Annotated in this window: 17 protein-coding genes; 9 read left to right on the forward strand and 8 right to left on the reverse strand. The window is 61.0% G+C overall.

What is annotated here, in order from left to right:
• Nucleotides 1-79: 79 nt before the first annotated feature.
• From BUB29_RS07770 to BUB29_RS07780, 3 genes are all read right to left on the reverse strand, one after another.
• Nucleotides 80-475 (reverse strand): arsenate reductase ArsC, encoded by a 396-nt coding sequence (locus BUB29_RS07770; RefSeq protein ID WP_033522447.1) that lies wholly within the window; start codon nucleotides 473-475, stop codon nucleotides 80-82.
• Between the two features lie 172 nt (nucleotides 476-647).
• Nucleotides 648-965: a hypothetical protein gene (locus tag BUB29_RS09850; RefSeq protein WP_156098215.1), complete on the reverse strand. Its 318-nt coding sequence runs from the start codon at nucleotides 963-965 to the stop codon at nucleotides 648-650.
• A 339-nt stretch (nucleotides 966-1,304) separates the two neighbouring features.
• The gene (locus tag BUB29_RS07780) at nucleotides 1,305-4,052 is read right to left on the reverse strand and encodes a phosphoenolpyruvate carboxylase (RefSeq protein WP_033522452.1); all 2,748 of its coding nucleotides are present in this window, start codon (nucleotides 4,050-4,052) and stop codon (nucleotides 1,305-1,307) included.
• Between the two features lie 317 nt (nucleotides 4,053-4,369).
• Between BUB29_RS07780 and BUB29_RS07785 the strand changes: the two genes are divergently transcribed.
• Together BUB29_RS07785 and BUB29_RS07790 are read left to right on the forward strand one after the other, a co-directional pair.
• Nucleotides 4,370-6,109: a threonine/serine exporter family protein gene (locus BUB29_RS07785; RefSeq protein ID WP_234356128.1), complete on the forward strand. Its 1,740-nt coding sequence runs from the start codon at nucleotides 4,370-4,372 to the stop codon at nucleotides 6,107-6,109.
• Nucleotides 6,110-6,363: 254 nt separating this feature from the next.
• Nucleotides 6,364-7,959 carry a sodium/proline symporter gene (locus BUB29_RS07790; RefSeq protein ID WP_173552532.1) on the forward strand — a complete coding sequence of 532 codons (1,596 nt, stop codon included), beginning with the start codon at nucleotides 6,364-6,366 and terminating at the stop codon, nucleotides 7,957-7,959.
• 445 nt (nucleotides 7,960-8,404) lie between these two features.
• Here BUB29_RS07790 and trpS read toward each other — a convergent pair whose 3' ends face one another.
• Nucleotides 8,405-9,505, reverse strand: coding sequence for a tryptophan--tRNA ligase (gene trpS, locus BUB29_RS07795; RefSeq protein WP_033522456.1), 1,101 nt, complete (start codon nucleotides 9,503-9,505; stop codon nucleotides 8,405-8,407).
• Nucleotides 9,506-9,653: 148 nt separating this feature from the next.
• Between trpS and BUB29_RS07800 the strand changes: the two genes are divergently transcribed.
• Nucleotides 9,654-10,028, forward strand: coding sequence for a DUF3073 domain-containing protein (locus BUB29_RS07800; RefSeq protein ID WP_033522458.1), 375 nt, complete (start codon nucleotides 9,654-9,656; stop codon nucleotides 10,026-10,028).
• Nucleotides 10,029-10,068: 40 nt separating this feature from the next.
• Here the strand turns inward: BUB29_RS07800 and BUB29_RS09740 are convergent, their stop codons facing one another.
• The gene (locus BUB29_RS09740; RefSeq protein WP_143155184.1) at nucleotides 10,069-10,341 is read right to left on the reverse strand and encodes a hypothetical protein; all 273 of its coding nucleotides are present in this window, start codon (nucleotides 10,339-10,341) and stop codon (nucleotides 10,069-10,071) included.
• Between the two features lie 166 nt (nucleotides 10,342-10,507).
• On the opposite strand from BUB29_RS09740, the gene BUB29_RS07805 reads away from it, so the two are divergent.
• Nucleotides 10,508-11,377 (forward strand): MFS transporter, encoded by an 870-nt coding sequence (locus BUB29_RS07805; protein WP_051915230.1) that lies wholly within the window; start codon nucleotides 10,508-10,510, stop codon nucleotides 11,375-11,377.
• Nucleotides 11,378-11,413: 36 nt separating this feature from the next.
• On the opposite strand, the gene BUB29_RS07810 is transcribed toward BUB29_RS07805, so the two are convergent.
• Nucleotides 11,414-11,812: a sterol carrier family protein gene (locus tag BUB29_RS07810; protein WP_033522755.1), complete on the reverse strand. Its 399-nt coding sequence runs from the start codon at nucleotides 11,810-11,812 to the stop codon at nucleotides 11,414-11,416.
• 317 nt (nucleotides 11,813-12,129) lie between these two features.
• Between BUB29_RS07810 and BUB29_RS07815 the strand changes: the two genes are divergently transcribed.
• On the forward strand, nucleotides 12,130-14,586 hold the full coding sequence (locus BUB29_RS07815) for a glycogen/starch/alpha-glucan phosphorylase (RefSeq protein ID WP_033522460.1): 2,457 nt from the start codon (nucleotides 12,130-12,132) through the stop codon (nucleotides 14,584-14,586).
• Between the two features lie 393 nt (nucleotides 14,587-14,979).
• On the opposite strand, the gene BUB29_RS07820 is transcribed toward BUB29_RS07815, so the two are convergent.
• The gene (locus BUB29_RS07820) at nucleotides 14,980-15,213 is read right to left on the reverse strand and encodes a hypothetical protein (RefSeq protein ID WP_033522462.1); all 234 of its coding nucleotides are present in this window, start codon (nucleotides 15,211-15,213) and stop codon (nucleotides 14,980-14,982) included.
• 186 nt (nucleotides 15,214-15,399) lie between these two features.
• On the opposite strand from BUB29_RS07820, the gene BUB29_RS07825 reads away from it, so the two are divergent.
• Nucleotides 15,400-16,146, forward strand: coding sequence for a rhomboid family intramembrane serine protease (locus BUB29_RS07825; protein ID WP_234945713.1), 747 nt, complete (start codon nucleotides 15,400-15,402; stop codon nucleotides 16,144-16,146).
• Nucleotides 16,147-16,667: 521 nt separating this feature from the next.
• Here BUB29_RS07825 and crgA read toward each other — a convergent pair.
• Complete coding sequence (crgA, locus tag BUB29_RS07830) at nucleotides 16,668-17,105, reverse strand: cell division protein CrgA (RefSeq protein ID WP_033522464.1); 438 nt, start codon at nucleotides 17,103-17,105, stop codon at nucleotides 16,668-16,670.
• Nucleotides 17,106-17,233: 128 nt separating this feature from the next.
• Here crgA and BUB29_RS07835 point away from each other — a divergent pair, with 128 nt between their 5' ends.
• The 3 genes from BUB29_RS07835 to BUB29_RS07845 all read left to right on the forward strand — a co-directional run bounded on the left by BUB29_RS07835 (nucleotide 17,234) and on the right by BUB29_RS07845 (nucleotide 19,858).
• On the forward strand, nucleotides 17,234-18,040 hold the full coding sequence (locus BUB29_RS07835; protein WP_033522466.1) for a DUF881 domain-containing protein: 807 nt from the start codon (nucleotides 17,234-17,236) through the stop codon (nucleotides 18,038-18,040).
• A gap of 35 nt (nucleotides 18,041-18,075) precedes the next feature.
• On the forward strand, nucleotides 18,076-19,137 hold the full coding sequence (locus tag BUB29_RS07840) for a class E sortase (RefSeq protein WP_051915232.1): 1,062 nt from the start codon (nucleotides 18,076-18,078) through the stop codon (nucleotides 19,135-19,137).
• 76 nt (nucleotides 19,138-19,213) lie between these two features.
• Entirely contained in the window at nucleotides 19,214-19,858 is a 645-nt protein-coding gene (locus tag BUB29_RS07845; protein WP_033522470.1) for an anthranilate synthase component II, read from the forward strand.
• Nucleotides 19,859-19,936 lie beyond the last annotated feature (78 nt).

Below are 19,936 nucleotides of genomic sequence, written 5' to 3' on the forward strand. Positions count from 1 at the left end.
TACCGCTTATGATAGAGGATTTTTCGGATGAGTGGTACCAGAAAATGGCTTATATGAGGGGTGGAAGGTCGTCGGACAATTACCGGTAGGTGTCGCGAAGCTGCAGGATGTGTTGCTCGATTTGGTGGATCACCGCGATGAACGTGGCGTCGTCGCAGCCTGTGGGATCAGGCAAACCCCAATCAGCGTCGAACGGTCTGCCTATGTACGGGCAGCGCACGCCGCAGCCCATCGATATGGCGATGTCCGGGGCGGGGATCGCGTCAATCGTCTTGCTGTACTGCGTGCGTTCCATGTCGATGCCGTACAGTTCCTTCATCAGTCGGACGGCGTCCTGATTGATGCGCGGCTTCGTTTCGGTTCCCGCCGAATAGCAGTCGAGCACATCGCCCGCAAGCAGTTTTCCGAGCACTTCGGCGATCTGGCTGCGGCAGGAATTATGCACGCAGATGAACGCGACCTTCGCCTTACTCATGATTTGCCCCCGGCCTCTGACCTTTTCCTGGACTTCCGATGCCTACCTTAACGGGAGCCGATGCCGGACGATGCCGGTTCCTGAATCGGCGAAGAGACACGACGTCTACCAGCCTTCCTCCATTGCGATTTGCTTTCGATTTGGAATTCCTCTGCCAGATACGGGGAAACTTCTAAAAGGCTGCTATGCCGAGGAAAAATCCTGTAATACCGGTGGCCATCAATACGATGATGGTGATGATTCCGGCGAAGATACGTACAGGAAGGGTTTCTTTTCCATGGTTTGATGGGCTGTCCGCAACTAATCTCATTACTCCAGTCGCAACCCAGCAAACTGCGCCCAGGACTAGTGTCAGGAATTCTCGACACCATTCCGTTTCAAGTGCGGGAATGCCGACGATTGATGACGGGTCGCTTGCCAGTCTTGGTGGAATAGCGCATAGGATACGCTCCAATATCAGGTAAGGGGTATCAAAATGGATCAGAGTCAAAGCGAATGGGAGCTGTAGCACCAGTCCTATCCACCACAGCGTGCGTCGGATGGTCGCGAGTCTGTTGCCCGGCCTAGTGTCCGGCTTGCCGCCTTCGCCCTCCGTCCCGGTACCGTCTGTGGGCGTGTGGTCCCCCTCGTGCGCGTCCGTGTCCCTTTCTGTGTCCCTTTCCGCGTCCATATGTCCCCCTCCGATCATCCGAGTCTGTCGCTCGGCCCCGCACGCCCTTTCCGCGCGCTGTCGCCGGCCAGTCTAGGGACGTGCGACGCGAACGGGGAGGCCCGCGCCGTCAATCGGCACGGAACCTCCCCGTTCGTCAAGCGGTCGGACAGCCGCGGATCAGCCCGTGTTCTGCAGGCCGGCGGCGACGCCCGAAACGGTGCACAGGATGAGGTACGTGTACCCCTCCCTCTTGCCGTGGCTGAGCTCTTCCTTGTCCACCTTCTTGCGCAGCGACTTGAGCGCCAGCACTTGGGTGAGGGACAGCACGTCCACGTACGGGGAACGGATGCGCACGGCGCGGCCAAGCACGTGACGGTGCTGCAGCGGCCATTTGTCGCCAACGATGGCAAGCACCCACTTGCGGGTCAGCTTCATCTCGGACAGCACCTTCTCCGGCAGATCCTCGCGGTCGTCAAGGGCGAGGTACATGCGGGCGATGCGCTCATCAGTCTTGGCAATCGACATTTCGATGTTGTCAATGAACGTCGAGAACAGCGGCCACTCCTCGTAAGCCTTGCGCAGCGTGTCCAGATCACCGAACTTCTCGCAGGCGGTGCCCAGGCCGTACCATGCGGCCAGGTTGATGCGGGCCTGTGCCCAGGAGAAGATCCACGGGATGGTACGCAGATCGTCGAGGGACTTGGCGCCGAGGCCACGCTTCGCCGGGCGGGAGCCGATCGGCAGCAGGCCGATCTCGGTCAGCGGCGTCACGGTGGAGAACCACGGGGCGAAACCGTCGGTGTTCAGCAGGTCGAGGAAGCGCTCATGGGCGGCTTCGTCAAGCTTGCTGGCCATATCGGCGTACTTCTCGGTCATCTCGGTGTTGCGCTTCTCCACGCTCGGAGCGGACTGCAGCAGCGTTGCGGCCGCAACGGACTCGACGTGGCGGATGGCCAGGATCGGGTTGCCGTAGCGGGCGAAAATGACCTCGCCCTGCTCGGTGAGCTTGAAACGGCACTTCACGGAGCCGACCGGCTGGGCGAGCACCGCGCGGTTGGCAGGGCCGCCGCCACGACCGACGGCGCCGCCGCGGCCATGGAACAGGGTCAGGTCGATGTCGTGCGATTCCGCCCACTTCGCGATGCGCTCCTGCGCGGAGTGCAGGGCGAGCGTGGCGGAGGTCGGGCCGGCGTCCTTCGAGGAATCGGAGTAGCCGAGCATGACTTCCAGCTTGCCGCCGGTTGCCTTCAGACGAGCCTGCACTTCAGGAATCTTGATCATTTCCTCAAGCACGTTCACCGAGTTCTGCAGATCCTCCAGCTGTTCGAACAGCGGGATCACGTCGATGGTCGGCACATCCTCGGGATGCGCGAAGGCCAGACGGTTCAGCTCGTACACGTCCTTGATGTTCTGGGCGCTCTTGGTGAAGGAGATGATGTAGCGGCGGGCGGCCTTCTGGCCGTTGCGCTTCTGGATGGCACCGAGGGCGCGGAACGTGTCGAGCACCTCGTGGGTCATCGGCTGCAGTTCGCCGCGCTCACCATGCAGACCGTGCTCGCGGATATCCTCCAGCGCACGGGAGTGCACGACGGAATGCTGACGGAACTCCATCTCGACCATGTGGAAGCCGAAGGTTTCGGCCTGCCAGATCAGATCCTGCAGCGGGCCGTAAGCGGAACGCTTCGCACCTGCCGCGGCGAGGGAACGCTGCACGACCTTCAGGTCGGCGATGAAATCATCGCAGGAGTGGTACATCAGGTCGGCGTCGCGCTCGATGGTGTAGTGCAGACGATCGGCCATGACCAGCATGACCGCGCGGTGCAGTTCCTTGGTGGAGATCAGAGCGGCCTTGTCGGTGAGACGCTCGCTCATTTCCTTCTGATGGTTCCACAGGTTCTTCAGCTCGGTGCTGGCCGGGGTGGTGCCCGCCTCCATCGTGAGGTTCCTGCCCACGGTGCGGGTCTCCTGCTCAAGCGCGGCGACCACGTGGTCGCTGAACTTGCGGGCGACCTGACGGCTCACCTTGGCGGTGACGTTCGGGTTGCCGTCGCGGTCGGAGCCGATCCAGCTGCCGGGATGGAAGAATGCCGGGCACACCGGTTCCGTCAGGCCGGCCTTGTCGCCGAGCAGCCAGTCGTCGAAACGACGGTACACCTGCGGAATCGTGTGGAACAGCGTGGAATCGAAGATGTCGAGAATGGTGTCCGCTTCCTCAACCGGGGTCGGCTTCTTCAGCGCGATCGGGGAGGTACGGAACAGGGCGTCGATCTCGTTGTACAGGCGACGGCTGTTTTCCTTCTTATCGGAACCGCCGAGCTGGTTGTGGACTTCAAGCAGCTCGGAGATCCTGCGGATCTTGCCTTCCACGGCCTTACGGCGGGCTTCGGTCGGATGCGCGGTGAACACGGGGTGGAATTCCAGCCTGTCCAGCAGCTCCTTGGCCTTCGCCGGACCCATCTCGTTGATGAGCTTGTGGTAGGCGACGGTGAGTTCGTTGACAGGGTCGACGGCATTGCTGTCGTCCACTTCGGACTCACGCTCACGCAGCACGGAAACGCGGTAGTTCTCCTCGGAAAGATTGGCGAGGTGGAAGTAGGTGGCGAATGCGCGGGCGAGCAGCTGTGCGTCGTGCAGGTTCATCTCGTCGATGACCTTCACGGCTTCGGCCAGACCGTCCTCGTCCGTGTTTGTGTTGCCGCCGAAATGCTCGTCGCTTGCTTCGACCGCATATTTGCGCACGGTGTCGAAGGTGGCGAGCAGCTTGGGATCGTACTCATTGAGTACATCACGAAGGATCTTCAGACTCAGATCCATATCGTATTTCAGATTCTCAGGAAGATCGTGCTCTTCCGGAGCCTTGCGGCCGGTACCGGTTTCCACGATGGAAGCATCGGCGGGCACGATTTGCTGTTCATCTTTTGCCAAAACAAACCTCCTTAGTCGAACATCGGGTTGCCCGGTCTATCTGGTCGTCCGTGGCTCCTCCACGGTTGTTGAGGCCAAATCGTTGCGAGCCCACAGCCCTACGCTCAACGTGGTTATTGCGAGGCATAGTCTACTTCGTCAAAACCACCATTTGTGTTACGGCGTCCATTTTCGGCACATATTCGCGGACATGACGGTTCGGGGAGAGGAGTAGAAAAGGAGACGTGAGCGAACAGAAAGAAGAATCGGAGCGCGGCATCAAGCCCAAAGGGGCCCAAGCCGTCAGCAAATACCACACCCACTCCATTCCTCTGGACATGGAGGACATCGAACGCGACTGGGATAAGCCCGTCTCGGAAGCGGGCATCGCCGCGAAAACCAGTGTGATCGTGCGTGTCGGCATGCTTGATCTCGCCGCCGGAACGGGAAGTTTCCGCGTCCGTGAGATGATGCACCGCATCGCCTACCCGCTGGGCGTCCACGTTCGCGCCGACGTGAATCTGACCGACATCGAAGCCTCCTGCACCGACGGCAAGGATCGCATCACCGAAGTGGTCGACCTGCCGACCACCGGCGTGAACACCGAACGCATCTGGCTGCTGGAGCATTTCGCCGACTGGTTCAACGTGAACCTCGGCACGGGATCCATGTACCACCGCCAGGCGGACGTATCCGAAGGGCTGATGCAGCATCTCGACAAGAAGGACGCCTCGCAGGTTTCCGCCGACCTGTCCAAGCAGCTGCGCGAACAGAAGAAGGCCGAGCGGCATGCACAGGACGATCCCGTGCTCGACGTGCTGGAAGCGGTGAGCGCCCAGGCCGAAGAGGGTGAAACCGTGGCCCGGCCGCTGCACATGCGCGACATCGAGGAGGCGCAGATCCGCGTCGACGAAGCCTCCGCCGAATCCGCCGCTTCCGATACCGCGTCCCAATCCGGCGGCAGTGCCAGCGAGCGCCGTGACGAACGCCGTGAACAGGTGCGCAGCCGTATCAAGGAACGTGCGCACAAGCCGCCGAAGGAGTATGCGGAGCATTTCGCGGCCCCCGGCAGGAACGCCAACGGCCAGGGCGGCATCACCGTGCGCCAGGCGCATGAACGCCTCGACATGATCGAACATCGCAAACCGTTGTATTCCCCGGCGTTCGCCGGACTCGCCTCGGCCTGCGCCTGCGCATCCTTCGTGTTCCTGCTCGGCGGCGGCCCCTTCGACATGATCGGTGCGTTCGTCGGCGCGGGTCTCGGCCATTGGCTGCGTCGCCGTCTCTTCGCCCATCATCTCAACCAGTTCTTCGTGACCTTCGTGTGCGTGGCCGTCGCCGCGCTCGCCTGCACCGGCACGTTGCGACTCATCGGCCTGTTCAACCCCGTCGCCTTGCAGCATGACACCGCGTACATCGGTGCCATGCTGTTCGTGATCCCCGGCTTCCCGCTTATCACGGGCGGCTTGGATATGGCGAAAATCGACTTCCCTTCGGGCGTGCAACGCATCACGTATGTGCTGTGCATCATCCTCATGGCCACGCTCGCAGGCTGGATGGTCGCCTCCATCGTCCATCTGAACCCGCAGGGCTTCGAACCCCTCGGGCTCAACCCCGTGGTGAACTGCCTGCTGCGCATGCTTTTCGCATTCATCGGGGTCTGGGGCTTCTCCGTCATGTTCAACTCCCCGCAGCGCATGTGCCTCGTCGCCGCCACCATCGGCCTCATCACCGACACCCTGCGTCTGGAGATCGTCGACGCGGGCGTTCCCGCCGAAGCCGGTGCTTTCATCGGTGCCCTGCTCGCCGGCCTGCTCGCCTCCGCATGGCGTTCCGCCGTCCGTCGCGGCTGGCTCGCCCCGCATCTCGGCTACCCGCGCATCTGTCTGACCGTCCCCTCGATCGTCATCATGGTTCCCGGTCTGTATATGTATCAGGCCATGTTCCATCTTGGCCAGTTTGACACGTTGAACGCCCTCGATTGGGCCTTCCGCGCCTTCATGGTGATTCTCTGCCTGCCCATCGGCCTTGCCATGGCGCGCGTGATCACCGATAAGTCGTGGCGTTACGACATTTAGTCAACGACCCAGCGTGACCGATTGAAAACCCGGCAATGGCTTTGCGTTGCCGGGTTTTCGTATGGCGGCGGCACGTTGCCCGTGAGGTTCCGGCGGGGCGATGAAGTCCGCCATACGGTCCCCGGTATGAGACGGTTCAGCTTGGAGCAATACCGAGCGGTTACATTGGGTCGAGCGACCGTATTCGCATTGAGAGATTTCTATCGAGAGGGAAGTGAGACGTGGTTTCCAAGGATTTCTGGGTGTTGGCTGCCATGGTCATCTATTTCGCGGCCATGCTGACCATCGGATTCGTATACTCCAAGCGTTCGAATTCATCCACCAGACAATATTTCGCAGGCGGACGCGGCGTCGGCCCCTGGCTGACGGCATTGAGCGCCGAAGCCTCCGACATGAGCGGGTGGCTGCTCATGGGCCTGCCCGGCGTTGCCTACTTCACCGGCGCCGCCGACCCGATGTGGACCGCCATCGGCCTGGCCCTCGGCACCTACCTGAATTGGAAACTCGTCGCACGCCGCCTGCGCCGCTACTCCGTGGTCGCCGGTGACGCCATCACCATCCCCGACTTCTTCTCCAAGCGCTTCCACGACAAGAAGAACATCGTCTCGACCATCGCCGCGCTGATCATCCTCGTGTTCTTCTGCGTATACGTCGGCAGCTGCTTCGTCACCGTCGGCAAACTCTTCTCCACCCTGTTCGGCTGGGACTACCACCTGACCATGGTGATCGGCGCGGCCATCGTGTTCGCCTACACCATCATCGGCGGCTACCTGTCCGTCGTCGTCACCGACTTCATCCAAGGCATGCTCATGTTCTTCGCGCTCGCCGTGGTCTTCATCGGCTCCGTCGCAGCGGCCGGCGGCGTGGACAACACCGTGGCGTTCCTCAAGGCGATTCCGGGCTTCCTCGACAGCACCCACGTGGCCACCCCAGTGCTCAACGACGCCGGCGAGCAGATTATCAAGGCCGGGCAGGCTATGTTCGGCGCCCCCGCCGATTACGGCATCATCACCATCATCTCCATGCTCGCCTGGGGCCTGGGCTACTTCGGCATGCCGCAGGTGCTCGTGCGCTTCCTGTCCATCCGCAGCTCCGAGGAAATTCGCAAGTCGCGTATTATCGCCACCACCTGGTGCGTGATTTCCCTCGCGTGCGGCGTGTGCATCGGCCTGGTCGGCCGTGCCATGATGCCGACGCAGTTCGCCACGCAGGCCGCCGCGGAGAACATCTTCATCGTCGTATCGCAGGCGTTGCTGCCGAGCTTCATGTGCGGCATCGTCGTATCCGGCATTTTCGCCGCGTCGATGAGCTCCTCGTCCTCGTACATGATCATCGGCGCCTCGGCCATGGCGGAGAACATCTTCCACGGCCTGCTCCACCGCAAGGCCAGCGAGCGCCAGGTGATGATGGTCGCGCGCATCACGCTGCTCGTCATGTTCATTTTCGGCATCGTCGTCGCCTTCGACCAGAATTCCTCGATTTTCCAGGTCGTCTCGTATGCGTGGGCCGGTTTGGGCGCATCCTTCGGCCCGCTGATACTCACCTCGCTGTATTGGCGGCGCACCAATAAGTATGGTGCCATCGCGGGCATGCTGTCCGGCACCGCGACCGTGCTCATCTGGCATAATTTCGTCAAGCCGCTCGGCGGCTTGTTCGCCATCTACGAGCTGCTGCCCGCGTTCATCGTGTCGCTGCTGTTCATTGCGGTGGTGTCGCTGCTCACCCCGGCGCCCTCCGATGAGGTGTTGCACGAGTTCGACCATTATCTTGATGATCCGAACGATCAGAAGGTCGATGACGATCTGGTCGCCGCGGAGATCGCGGCGGGCGAGCGTCGCGCCAAGATCTGACCCGTTCCGGGGTCCCGGAACGGTCTGGTGGCCGCCCAGCGGGCGGCCGCCAGACTTTCGCGGGCGCGAATCCGCCCCCCCCTGCCGATGGCCATCTCGCCTATAGATGGCAGATTCGGCTCCTCCGCGTGTGCCAAGTGGCTTATATATGGCACTAAAACACGTAATCCCCGAGTATGAACGCTGGAATTCCAACATTCATACCCGGGGATTTCCCATATGGGTGCCATATATAAGCCACTTGGCGAATTCCGGATGCCGCTTTCTGCCATATATAAGCGAGATAGCGGCTATTCCGTGCCTCAGACGGCGCTACGGCCTCCCGTGCGGAGTCGTGCAGCGGCTCGGATGCTCGGTGTTCGCCCAGTGTTCGCCCAGCGCGCGCTCCAGTGGCGCTCATTCCGCTTTTTCAGCGGGTCGGATCACGCGGCCTGCCCAGTGCGCTTCAGTAGCGCATGCCCATGGCGTCGCGCACCTGCTGCAGCGTCTCGTCGGCGATCGCGTTGGCCTTCTTGTTGCCTTCGGCGAGCACGTCACGCACATAGTCCATGTCCTTGGCCAGCTCGGCGCGACGTTCGCGCATCGGGGCCAGGAAGTTGTTCACGGATTCCACCACGTACATCTTCAGTGCGCCTGCGCCGGAGTCGCCGATCTCCTCGGCGATTTCCTTCGGGTCGCGGCCGGTTGTCAGGCCAGCGGTGGTCAGCAGCGCGGAGACTTCCGGGCGGTTGATCGGGTCGAAGGTGATCTTGCGTTCGGAGTCGGTGCGGCTCTTCTTGATGAGCTTGGCGGTTTCCTCGGCGGTGGCGCTCAGCATGATGGAGTTGCCGCGGGACTTGCTCATCTTCTGGCCGTCGAGGCCCGGGATCTCCGGTGCGTCGGACAGGATGGCGTCCGGCTCCGGGAAGACCGGGTTCTTCTTGGCGTAGCGTTCGTTGAAGCGGCGTGCGATGGTGCGGGTCAGTTCGATGTGCGGCAGCTGGTCCTTGCCCACCGGCACGATGTTGCCCTTGCAGAACAGGATGTCGCAGGCCTGATGGACCGGGTAGGTGAGCAGCAGGCCGGTCAGCGCGTGGCCGGAGGCTTCCATCTCGGCCTTCACGGTCGGATTGCGGTGCAGCTCGGATTCGGTGACGAGCGACAGGAACGGCAGCATGAGCTGGTTCTCCGCCGGAACCGCGGAATGCGTGTAGATCATGGTCTTTTCCGGGTCGATGCCGGCGGCCATGTAGTCGAGGATCAGGTTGAGCACATTGTCCTGGATATGCTCGGTGGTGTCGCGATCGGTGATCACCTGGTAGTCGGCGATGATGATGTTGGTGTGCACGCCCTTGTTCTGCATTTCCACGCGGCTGCGCAGGGTGCCGAAATAGTGGCCCATGTGCAGGCGGCCGGTGGGGCGGTCGCCGGTGAGCATGGTGAACTTGCCCGGATTCTTCTCGATCTCGGCGAGCGTCGCGTCCGAACGCTTCTTCGCCGCCAGGAAGCTGGCGCTCATTTCATTGCCGACAGCGGTGATCTGGTTGCTCTGAGCTTCGTCCGTCATGCCTACGCCCCTTTGTGAATGTAAGGTAATGCTTGCGCGAAAATATCGCTTTTATCGTAAAAGTGCGAGAAGACAAGCCACAGGGCGTCAACAAGTGGTACTCTTCTATGTGATGAATTGATAGCAAGCAACATTACCAGGGGGTCAGATGGGCCGCGGACGTCAGAAAGCAAAACAACAGAAAATTGCCCGTAAGCTGAAGTACCTGACCACCGACACCGATTACGATGAGCTTGCCAAGGAGCTCGGTGCTCAGGAACCCGGTGAGGGTTCCTTCGACCCATTCGCCGACATCGAGGCCAAGTATTCTCACGATACGGACAGCGAGGATGAGACCGCCGACGGTGGTCACGATGCATCCTCCGATACCGTGGACGACCTGGATGAGTACGCGAAGTGGGCCGCCGAAGCCGCGGCGAAGGCCACCAGCGGCGAGTTTCCGGCAGCGAAGGCAGCATCGAAGCCACGCAAGCCCATCCCGATGCCGATGCCCAGTGCGCTGAAGCTGAAGAAGCAGGACTGACTGCGATTGACAACCTTGTTAAGGGCCGTTTCCGATGGCATCATCGGAAACGGCCCTTTTGTTTTGTTTCATGCGATTGAGCGTCCAATCCGCCGCCGTTCAAGGAAGATTCAGCGCCATATGGCTTTTTATGATGCGCCCTAACCAGCTTGAATAGGAACGCCGATTGCAGGGAAATGGATGCCGCTTTATCGTGAAGACGAACCCAAAATGGTCTAGGGGAGGCGATTATGGAAATCGTTAAGGGGGATACCAATATTTCTTCTTTTACAATCACAATCATCATCAAGTCGTGATTGATCGTTGATTGCATTGGCGTATTAGGGAATGTGTTGCGAGGAGAATTCGACATGGCATCGCAAGATGGGGATCCGTAGGCCGCGCCATCGGAAGATGGGCATGGGGACGCGCAGGCCGCGCCGTCGCTATGGAAGGACACGGATTACGGATGGTGGCTGGCGGCGGATACCTCCACATCGGTGTCGACCGACATTGTCTCATTCGTGATTCCGCTGATTATTCTGTCGATCAGCGGCTCGGCGGCATTGGCATCATCGATGGATGCGCTGCAGGCCGCGGTATTGTGCGTACTCGGCTTGATTGGCGGTGTCATTCAGGACCGGTATGACCGTAAGAAGCTCATGTTGTTGGAAGGCGGCGCGTTGGTCGTGCTGTACCTGTTGTCCGCTGTTGTGCTGATCGCATCGGATGTATTGCATAACAAGGCATTAGTGTGGCTGTTGGTGCCCATTCTGATGCTTGCCGCAGTACGTGACGGGCTGCTGGGCAACACCTCCAATGTCATGCTGCGTGGCATTGTTCCCGACGGTCAGCTGCCGAAGGCCATGTCGCTCAACGATGGTCGCGATGCGGTCGTCGGTATGATAAGCGGACCGATCGGTGGAACGCTGATGTACATCGGCCGCGCCGTGCCGTTCCTCACCGGAGCATGTTGCGGTCTGATCGCCCTGCTGGCCACCAGCCGCATCACCCGCTATTGGCATCGTGGCGCGGAAAGCCGGTGCGCAAGCACGGATACGCAGGCCGGCGAGGGTGATACCAAGAGCACCGACGAAGGCGAGAAAGGCCACAACGAACAACCCAAGTGGCGTGAGGCATTCGCCGGATTGCGCTGGCTGTTCGCTGGCGCGTTCCAGCGCAGGCTGATCATCGCCTCCATGATCGTTACCGGCGGCAGCAACGCATTCCTCGCCATCACGATGTTGGAAGTCTCCGAAGGAGGCCATCAAGCGGTGTCCGCAGGCTTCGTCAACGCGTCGGTGGCGTGCGGCATGCTGCTTGGTGCAGTGGTCGCGTCTGCGGTCGTGCAGCGCATGCGTATACGCTAGCGCCTTTCGGCGTGTCGGCAATCGCCTTGTCGGTTTTCAGTACAACGGCAGTAGATCGCTCAGGTCGTCGCGCTCGCCGACGGCGGTGATGTGCCCGGCTTCCTTCTCCTCGGCCCAGCTGGTGATGCCGGAGGCGAGGCGCAGCCAGACGTCCGGGTCGAGTTCGATGACGTCCGGGGGAGTGAGGTTGTGCGGGTCGGATGCGGGGCCGTCCAATATCTTGACGGCGCCCCATGGTGCCACGCGCACCTCGACGCCGGGGCCGGGTGCCTTCTGCTCCAGCAGGTGGAGCGAGAAGCGGACGGCCATGGCCTTGACGGGTCGGGGGAGCGCCGGGTCGGCGGTGCGTGGGTCGTGTTCCATGCGTGCGGCTTCCTTCCACTGCTCGAATGCTGAGCGGCCGCGCGTCAGATCTTTGTCCAAAATCACTGGCATGGCATCCATTGTGCCCCATCCCCGTCCTTGCGCGGTCGGACGGGGTCGTTTCCCGGCTTCCCGAGCGGTCGTGCTTATCGGTCTCATTGCATTGATTTGCCTAGTTATGTGCTCACGTTGTCATATTTGTTCGCGTTCACGTGGCGTAAAGTGAGGGGGTGTGGTATGGTGTCTATGACAACGTATGCATGACGTTGAAGGACGACGATTGTCCCCGCGGACAAACGAGCGTCCAAGCGAGTCAAGTAGTTGGCTCACGTTATGCCGTGCACATATGATTGTTCCGTACAACCTATTGATAGAGAAAGTCAGAGCAAATGGCCGAGATCACTGCACCGAAATCTCCCGTCACGGCTGAACAGTTCGCTGATGAGATTCGCGAGCAACTCAAGTACACCCAAGGCGTCACTGTAGAGCAGGCCAAGCCTGCGGACGTGTATGTCGCCGCCGCCACCGCCGTGCGTCGCCATCTCGTGGATTCCTGGACGAAGACCCAGGCCGACATGGTCAACGGCAACACCAAGGCCGTCGGCTACCTCTCCGCCGAATTCCTCATGGGCAAGCAGCTGGAGAACGCGCTGCTCAACGCCGGTCTCACCGAGCAGTTCAACGCGGCAGTGAAGAACCTCGGCTTCGATGCCCAGGAAGTCATCGACGCCGAATACGAGCCGGGCCTCGGCAACGGTGGTCTGGGTCGTCTGGCCGCCTGCTTCATCGACTCCCTCGCCTCCCTTGGCGTGCCGGCCTTCGGCTACGGCATCCAGTACAAGTACGGCATCTTCAAGCAGGCCTTCGACGAGAACGGCAAGCAGATCGAAACCCCGGATTACTGGCTGGCCAACGAAGAGCCGTGGGGTCACATCGACTACAACCGCGACCAGAAGGTCTCCTTCGGCGGCGAAGTCGTCGAAGAGAACGGCAAGAAGGTCTGGAAGCCGGCTTGGTCCGTGCGCGCCGTCCCGGTCGACTACATGGTCCCGGGCTACGCCTCCGGCCGTGTGAACACCCTGCGTCTGTGGACCGCCAAGAGCTACGACGAGTTCGACCTGCTCACCTTCAACAAGTCCGAGTACCTCGACGCCGTCAAGCCGCAGGTCGAAGCCGAGAACATCTCCAAGATCCTGTACCCGGAAGACTCCACCCCGCAGGGCAAGGCTCTGCGTCTTGAGCAGCAGTACTTCTTCGTGTCCGCCTCCATCCACGACGCCATCCGCGTCTTCTACCCGGGCCAGGACAAGCCGGATCTGACCACCTTCCCGAACAAGATCAACTTCCAGCTGAACGACACCCACCCGGTCATTGGCATCCCGGAGCTCATGCGCGTCCTCATGGACGAATACGACTACGACTGGGACACCGCTTGGGATATCACCCGTCACACCTTCAACTACACCTGCCACACCCTGCTTCCGGAAGCTCTGGAAGTCTGGCCGTCCAAGCTCATCGGCGAACTGCTGCCGCGTCACCTCGAAATCATCGAGAAGATCCAGGACCAGTTCGCGGCCGAGCTCAAGGCCAAGGGCGTTGCCGACGACACCGCCAAGGACATGGCCATCTACACCGGTGACGCCGTGCGCATGGCCTACCTGGCCACCTACGGCGGCTCCCACGTCAACGGCGTGGCCGAGCTGCACTCCCAGCTGCTCAAGGACGTCACCCTGAAGAACTTCTCCGACGTGTACCCGGACAAGTTCACCAACGTGACCAACGGCGTGACCCCGCGTCGCTTCATCAAGCTCGCCAACCCGCGCCTGTCCGACCTCATCACCGAAGGCCTCGGCACCGACAAGTGGCTGTCCGACCTCGAACTGCTGCAGGGCCTCGTCCCGCTGGCCGAAGACGACGAGTTCGTCAAGAAGTTCGCCGCCGTCAAGCAGGCCAACAAGGTCGACTTCTCCAACTTCGCCAAGCGCAAGTACGGCTTCGACATCGACCCGAACACCATGATCAACACCATGGTCAAGCGTCTGCACGAGTACAAGCGTCAGGCCCTGAAGATCCTGTCCGTCATCGCCGACTACGCCGACATCAAGTCCGGCAAGGTCTCCGCCGACGACATCATGCCGCGCACCATCGTGTTCGGCGCCAAGGCCGCCCCGGGCTACTACCTGGCCAAGCAGACCATCCAGCTCATCAACAACGTCGCCCGCGTCATCAACAACGACCCGGACGTCAAGGGCAAGCTGAACGTCTACTTCCCGTGGAACTACAACATCGAACTGGCCCAGAACCTCATCCCGGCCACCGACCTCGACGAGCAGATCTCCCAGGCCGGCAAGGAAGCCTCCGGCACCGGCAACATGAAGTTCGCCCTCAACGGCGCCCTGACCGTCGGCACCCTGGACGGCGCCAACGTCGAGATCCGTGAGCGCGTCGGCGCCGAGAACTTCTTCCTGTTCGGCATGACCGAGCCGGAAGTCTCCGCCCTGTACGCCAAGGGTTACGACACCAAGGGCCTGTCCCGCGAATACTACGAGAAGGACCCGCAGCTCAAGGCCGCCATCGACATGGTTGCCGACGGCACCTTCTCCGACGGCGACAAGGACACCTACAAGGACCTCGTCACCGACTGGCTGAACAAGGATTACTTCATGACGCTCGCCGACTTCCGTGCGTACATGGACATCCAGGCCCAGATCGAGGAAACCTACCGCGATCCGATGAAGTGGAGCCGCATGGCCGTCCTCAACGTCGCGAACTCCGGTTACTTCAGCTCCGATCGTTCGATCGAGGATTATTTGGAGCGCATCTGGAAGACCGGTCCGCTCAAGTAATGACGGAGTGTCCGCGGCGTTGCTGAAAGCTCGACGTACCTTCGTGCGCCTTCGCTTTCCGCGCCTTGCGGACACACGCGTCATTACTTGAGCGCCGGGTGGGATTTCGCCCGGCCGGCTAGACGTGGAGAGGGAGACAACCTTAGGGTTGTCTCCCTCTTTTCGTTGTTTCTGGGGAATTTTCCGGGCGCGGGGCTTGGATTTCCGGGGCTTTCGGCAACGGAAAAGGGGCGGCCATATGGCCGCCCCCGGATTCGCAGTGACTTATGCCTTCAGTGTATCAGTTTCCGCACGTCCACCCGCCGTCGAATCGTGATCGGCGGACCGTGCCGAGCGCATAACAAAGTCGCGCACCGGCATGATGCGCGACTGACGGTCTACCGTGACGATGAATCAGGCGGCTTCCGCTGCGGTTACGGCCTCGCTGGCCTCATCCGCCTCAGCCTCGTCGTCCGCGGCCTTATCGAGTCCGAGGTCCACGGGGGAGGAGCTGTTCTCCCAAGGTTCCTCCCACGGATCATAATCGGGATTCTGCTGCTTGTAGACATACAGACCCACAACGGCGGCGAGCAGTGCGCCGAACAGAATCGCAAAGAACTTCCAACCGTTCGAAGAATTCTTCTCCATGACGGCTCCTTTCCGAGGTTTCTCGTTGGCCTGCCCATTCAAACCAACTCTACTCACTATGATAAGCCGAATTTTGTGACGATTGGGTGGAACGCGCCGGAACCTGCGCCAACCGCGTCAACCGTGTCATTCCCACGAGTCCCCCGAGCCGTATGCCGATCAAGCGCCTCATCCGCATATCCCTCCATGCTTGGGCAAAGCGGCGGATACCATAAGGGCATGTATTTCAAGATTCCCAACAAACGCGAGATCCGGTACGCCTGGAACGCCGGCGGCCCGGTGATCACCACTTCGATCATCATCGCATGCGTGGCCGTATGGCTGGTGGAGATCGTCACATGCGCCTTCATGCCCACGGTGTTCTCCGCGATCGTGAACTGGGGCATGGCCGTTCCCGTGGTCATGGTGCAGCGCCCGTGGACGTGGCTGACCTCCATGTTCCTGCACGCGCCCAACGTGCTGCACATCCTGTTCAACATGCTGACCTTGTGGTCGGTCGGACCGATGCTCGAACGCATGCTGGGGCATTGGCGCTTCCTCGCCCTGTACCTGATTTCCGGCCTTGGCGGGGCCGCTGGGCTGATGGTATGGGCCAGGTTGGCCTCCGACTGGTCTCTGGCCGCCTACGGTGCTTCCGGAGCCTTGTTCGGTCTGTTCGCGGCCGTACTGGTGGTGTTCCGCCGTGTGGGGGAGGATATCCGTTCGATGCTGGTGTGGATGACGGTGAACTTCGCCATGCCGTTCGTGATAAGCGGTATCGCCTGGCAGGCGCATGTGGGCGGCTTCATCGCGGGCGGCGTGCTGGCGATGCTGTTGACGAGCGGTATTCCCACGTTGCGGGGTCGTTCGTTGACGCAACGCATGGCCATCTACGGCGGCGCGATCGTAGTCGTACTGGTCGCCGTCATCCTGCTGTGCGCACCGCACTTCTGAGCATGGGCGCTGAGCGTAGAAGCTGGATATAGATGCGACTGACCGTTTGGGGCGCTCCGACCGAGTGTAGGTCGGGGCGCCCCGTCGTATCGCCGGTAGGGCGATGTGCGCTTGTCCGTCGTGCGCTTATCCACCGTACGCTTAGCTACCGTATGGTTATCCACCGGGATATATCCACATCCCGCTTATCCGCCGGACGGCAAGTTATCCACAGGCCTTTTGTGCGGCGTACGATGCCGAAGTGCCGGATTGGGACGGTGGATAACCGCAATAAACCCCGGAAAAGCAAGGAAACGACATCTACGTAATCACACGCGTGTAGTTTTCCACCGAGTGTGGAAAAGAGTGTGGATAACCTGTGGGTAAGTGGGTTTTCAGTGTGGGTAACTACGTCGAAATGGTGGATAAGCGGTGGGTAAACGGTGGATAACCTGTGGATAACTCGGTGTGAAAATACGCAAAAGGCCTGAAACTCAACGCTTCAGGCCTTTGTGGATAATGTGGATAACGTGGAGTGGAAATCACCGCCACCACATGGTCATCAGGAATCCGATCAGAATGATGACGAAACCGACCACCAGATTCCACACGCCGATCGCGGGAATCGGGAACTTGCCGGTCAGGTAGTAGGCGACGACCCAGATCAGGCCGATCAGCATCAATGCGCAGAACAGGGGGACGAACCAGCGCGGATTCGACTTGGTGCCCTTGATGGACTCCTCCACGCGCTTCGTGCTCTCCGCCTGACGCGCCATCATGCGCTGCATCTGCGGGGTCATCATGCTCTTGTCGGCAGTGGCGTTCAGCACAGCCTCGACCTGATCCATGTCAACACCGTAGTTGTCGTCGGATGCTCTGTCTTCGTCGGCGGCGTCGTCGATGAGAGCGGTCTGATCGGTCTCGGATTGCAGGTCCTTCTGCTCCTCCGCACCGTTTGCTTTCAGTTCTTCGTCAGCCATCAGTATTGTCTCCATTCAAGTAGGCTAGAAGTTATCATAGTGGTTACACTCGAAAGCAGCGAATAAGGCTTGCCTTATATCTCAAAAGGTGTATGCGGGGAATCCGGTTGACGTCGAAAGGTCGATGAATGAGCAGGCACAGCACGAAGCACGGCGTTCGGCGCTCCATGGTGGGCAGTGTCGCGGTGCTCGTCGTCGTGGCCCTCACCGGGTATCTGTTCGTCACCAACCTGCGCGTGAACCGCACCTCCACCGTCTCCTCCGACACCGCCGGACTGGTCGAACAGCGCGTCAATCAGGTCAACACCCTGCAGAAGGAAGTGAACTCGCTCAGCAACGACGTGAACACCATGACCAAACTGTCGACCGACGACAACCAGCCCAGCAATAAGGACGACGGCGGCGACGCCAGCACCGTGATGCCGGCGGTGGAAGGACCCGGCGTGAGCGTCACGCTGAACGATTCGCCGATGTGGAAGCAGGCGGTGGATTCCTCCGGCTCATCGGTCGACATCGACAAATACGTGATCCACCAGCAGGACATCGAAGCGGTGATCAACGCCCTTTGGGAAGGCGACGCCGAATACATGCAGGTGATGGACCAGCGCGTGCTGTTTAATTCGGCGGTGATGTGCTCGGGCAATGTCATCTCGTTGCACGGCAAGAAATACTCGCCCCCGTTCACCATCTCCGCCATCGGCGACCCGGATGACCTCATCCAGGCATTGGACGCGTCACCCACCATCGCGATTTACAAGCAGTACGTCAGCGCCTTCGGCCTGGGCTGGAAAGTGGAACGGAAGAAAGACCTGCATTTCGACCAATGCGCGAAACTGCTGCAGCCATTGAAATACGCGAAGGTCACCGGCAGCGGGCAGGAATCCGACTCGGAATCGGCAGGGGCCGATTCAACCAAGGGAGATACCGAGCAGTGAAGCATGGAGCTCAAACACAGCAGCGCACCAGCCCGATGCGTCAACTCATGGGCATCGTGGCGGAAATCCTGATCACCCTCGCGGTGGTGTGCGCCCTGTACATCGCATGGCAGATGTGGTGGACGGGCGTGCAAGCCGAACGCATACAGGCACAGACCCGCGATCAGGTGAGCTGGTCCGATCCGGCGGCCAACGGCAGCACGACAATCGCGCAGGCGCAGCAGGGTGACGCCCCGGTACAACCCGAAAGCGCCAATTACGGTGATCTCGTCGCGCAGATCTACATCCCGCGATTCGGCCAGAACTGGGAACGCAATATCGTAGAAGGCACCGACGCCGCACAACTGGCCCGGCACGGACTCGGCCACTACACGGACACGCAGATGCCCGGGCAGGTAGGCAACTTCGCCGTGGCAGGGCACCGCAACGGCTACGGCCAGCCGCTGGGAGACGTGGACAAGCTCCAGACCGGCGACCCGATCATCGTGCGCTCGCAGGACTACTGGTACGTATACACCTACACCAAACACAAAATCGTGTCGCCCAAAGACACCGAAGTCATCGCCGCGAACCCCGAACACCTGGGAGCCGCCGCAACAACACGCATGATCACCCTGACCACATGCGAACCGAAATACAGTACGCCGACCAGCCGATGGATCGTATGGGGCGAACTGAAATACTGGGCGAAGGTCGCCGACGGCATGCCACAGGAACTCGCCACCACCGGCAACGACGGCAACGTGAAATTCGCCGCCAAATCAACCGCATACCTCTCCCCGGTGGCAAGGCTCGGCTCCCTCGCGCCATACGTGCGCGGCGCGCTCCTCGCCTGGCTCATCTTCTTCATCGCGGCCGCAGTGGCCTGGCGATGGCCCGCGCTGCATGCCATCAGGCAAGGCGAACGACCGAAGCCGGACGCAAGCCTCTACGGCACGCTGATGCGCCTCCAGCCGGGCGTACTGCCGATCAGGCTCCTGCTGACGGCCCTGCTGCTGTTCGCCGCCGCAGCGGCATTGTTCGAATGGGGATTCCCCTGGGCCGCGTCCCACATCCCCATCATGCAGCAGATGAGCAACTACGTCGCCCTGAACTAGCGAACCGACCCAACCCCGCGCCACCGGCCCGGCAAACCACAGCCGGCGGCCAACACAGTTTTCCAAAGGAGACACCATGACCGATTCCGCACACATCCTTGTCATCGACAACTACGATTCCTTCGTCTACACCATCGTCGGCTACTTGGAAACGCTCGGCGCCACCGTGGACGTGGTACGCAACGACGCCATCGATCCAAGCGACCCGACCGTCACCGACGGCTACGACGGCGTGCTCATCAGCCCCGGACCGGGAGCCCCCGCCGAATCGGGCGCCAGCGAAGACATGATCCGCCTATGCGCCGAACAGAACAAGCCGATGTTCGGCGTCTGCCTCGGACTGCAAGCGCTCGCCGAAGTGTACGGATGCACCGTCGACCATGCGCCGACCATCATGCACGGCAAAACCAGCCCCGTGGAACACGTGGACGATGAGATCTTCGCAGGCGTCGCGAACCCGATGACCGCCACCCGCTACCATTCGCTGGCCGTGGAACCGGATTCCGTGCCGGACACGTTGGAAGTGACCGCCTGGACGCAAGGCGACCACATCGTGCAGGGCATCCGCGTGAAAGGCAAGCCGATGTACGCCGTGCAGTTCCACCCCGAATCGGTGATGACCGAAGGCGGGTACCGTCTGCTGGCGAACTGGCTGGCCGTATGCGGGCAGACCACCGCCGTGGCCAACGCGGCCGGACTCAAACCGCGCGTCAACAAGTAGCCGACAGCCTACTAGCCGATAGCCTGCTAGCCGACAGCCTGCCAAGCAGATCCGTGGCATACGGATCCCCAAGCGGGC

Origin of the sequence: Bifidobacterium merycicum DSM 6492, assembly GCF_900129045.1 — a bacterium.
GTDB lineage: Bacteria > Actinomycetota > Actinomycetes > Actinomycetales > Bifidobacteriaceae > Bifidobacterium > Bifidobacterium merycicum.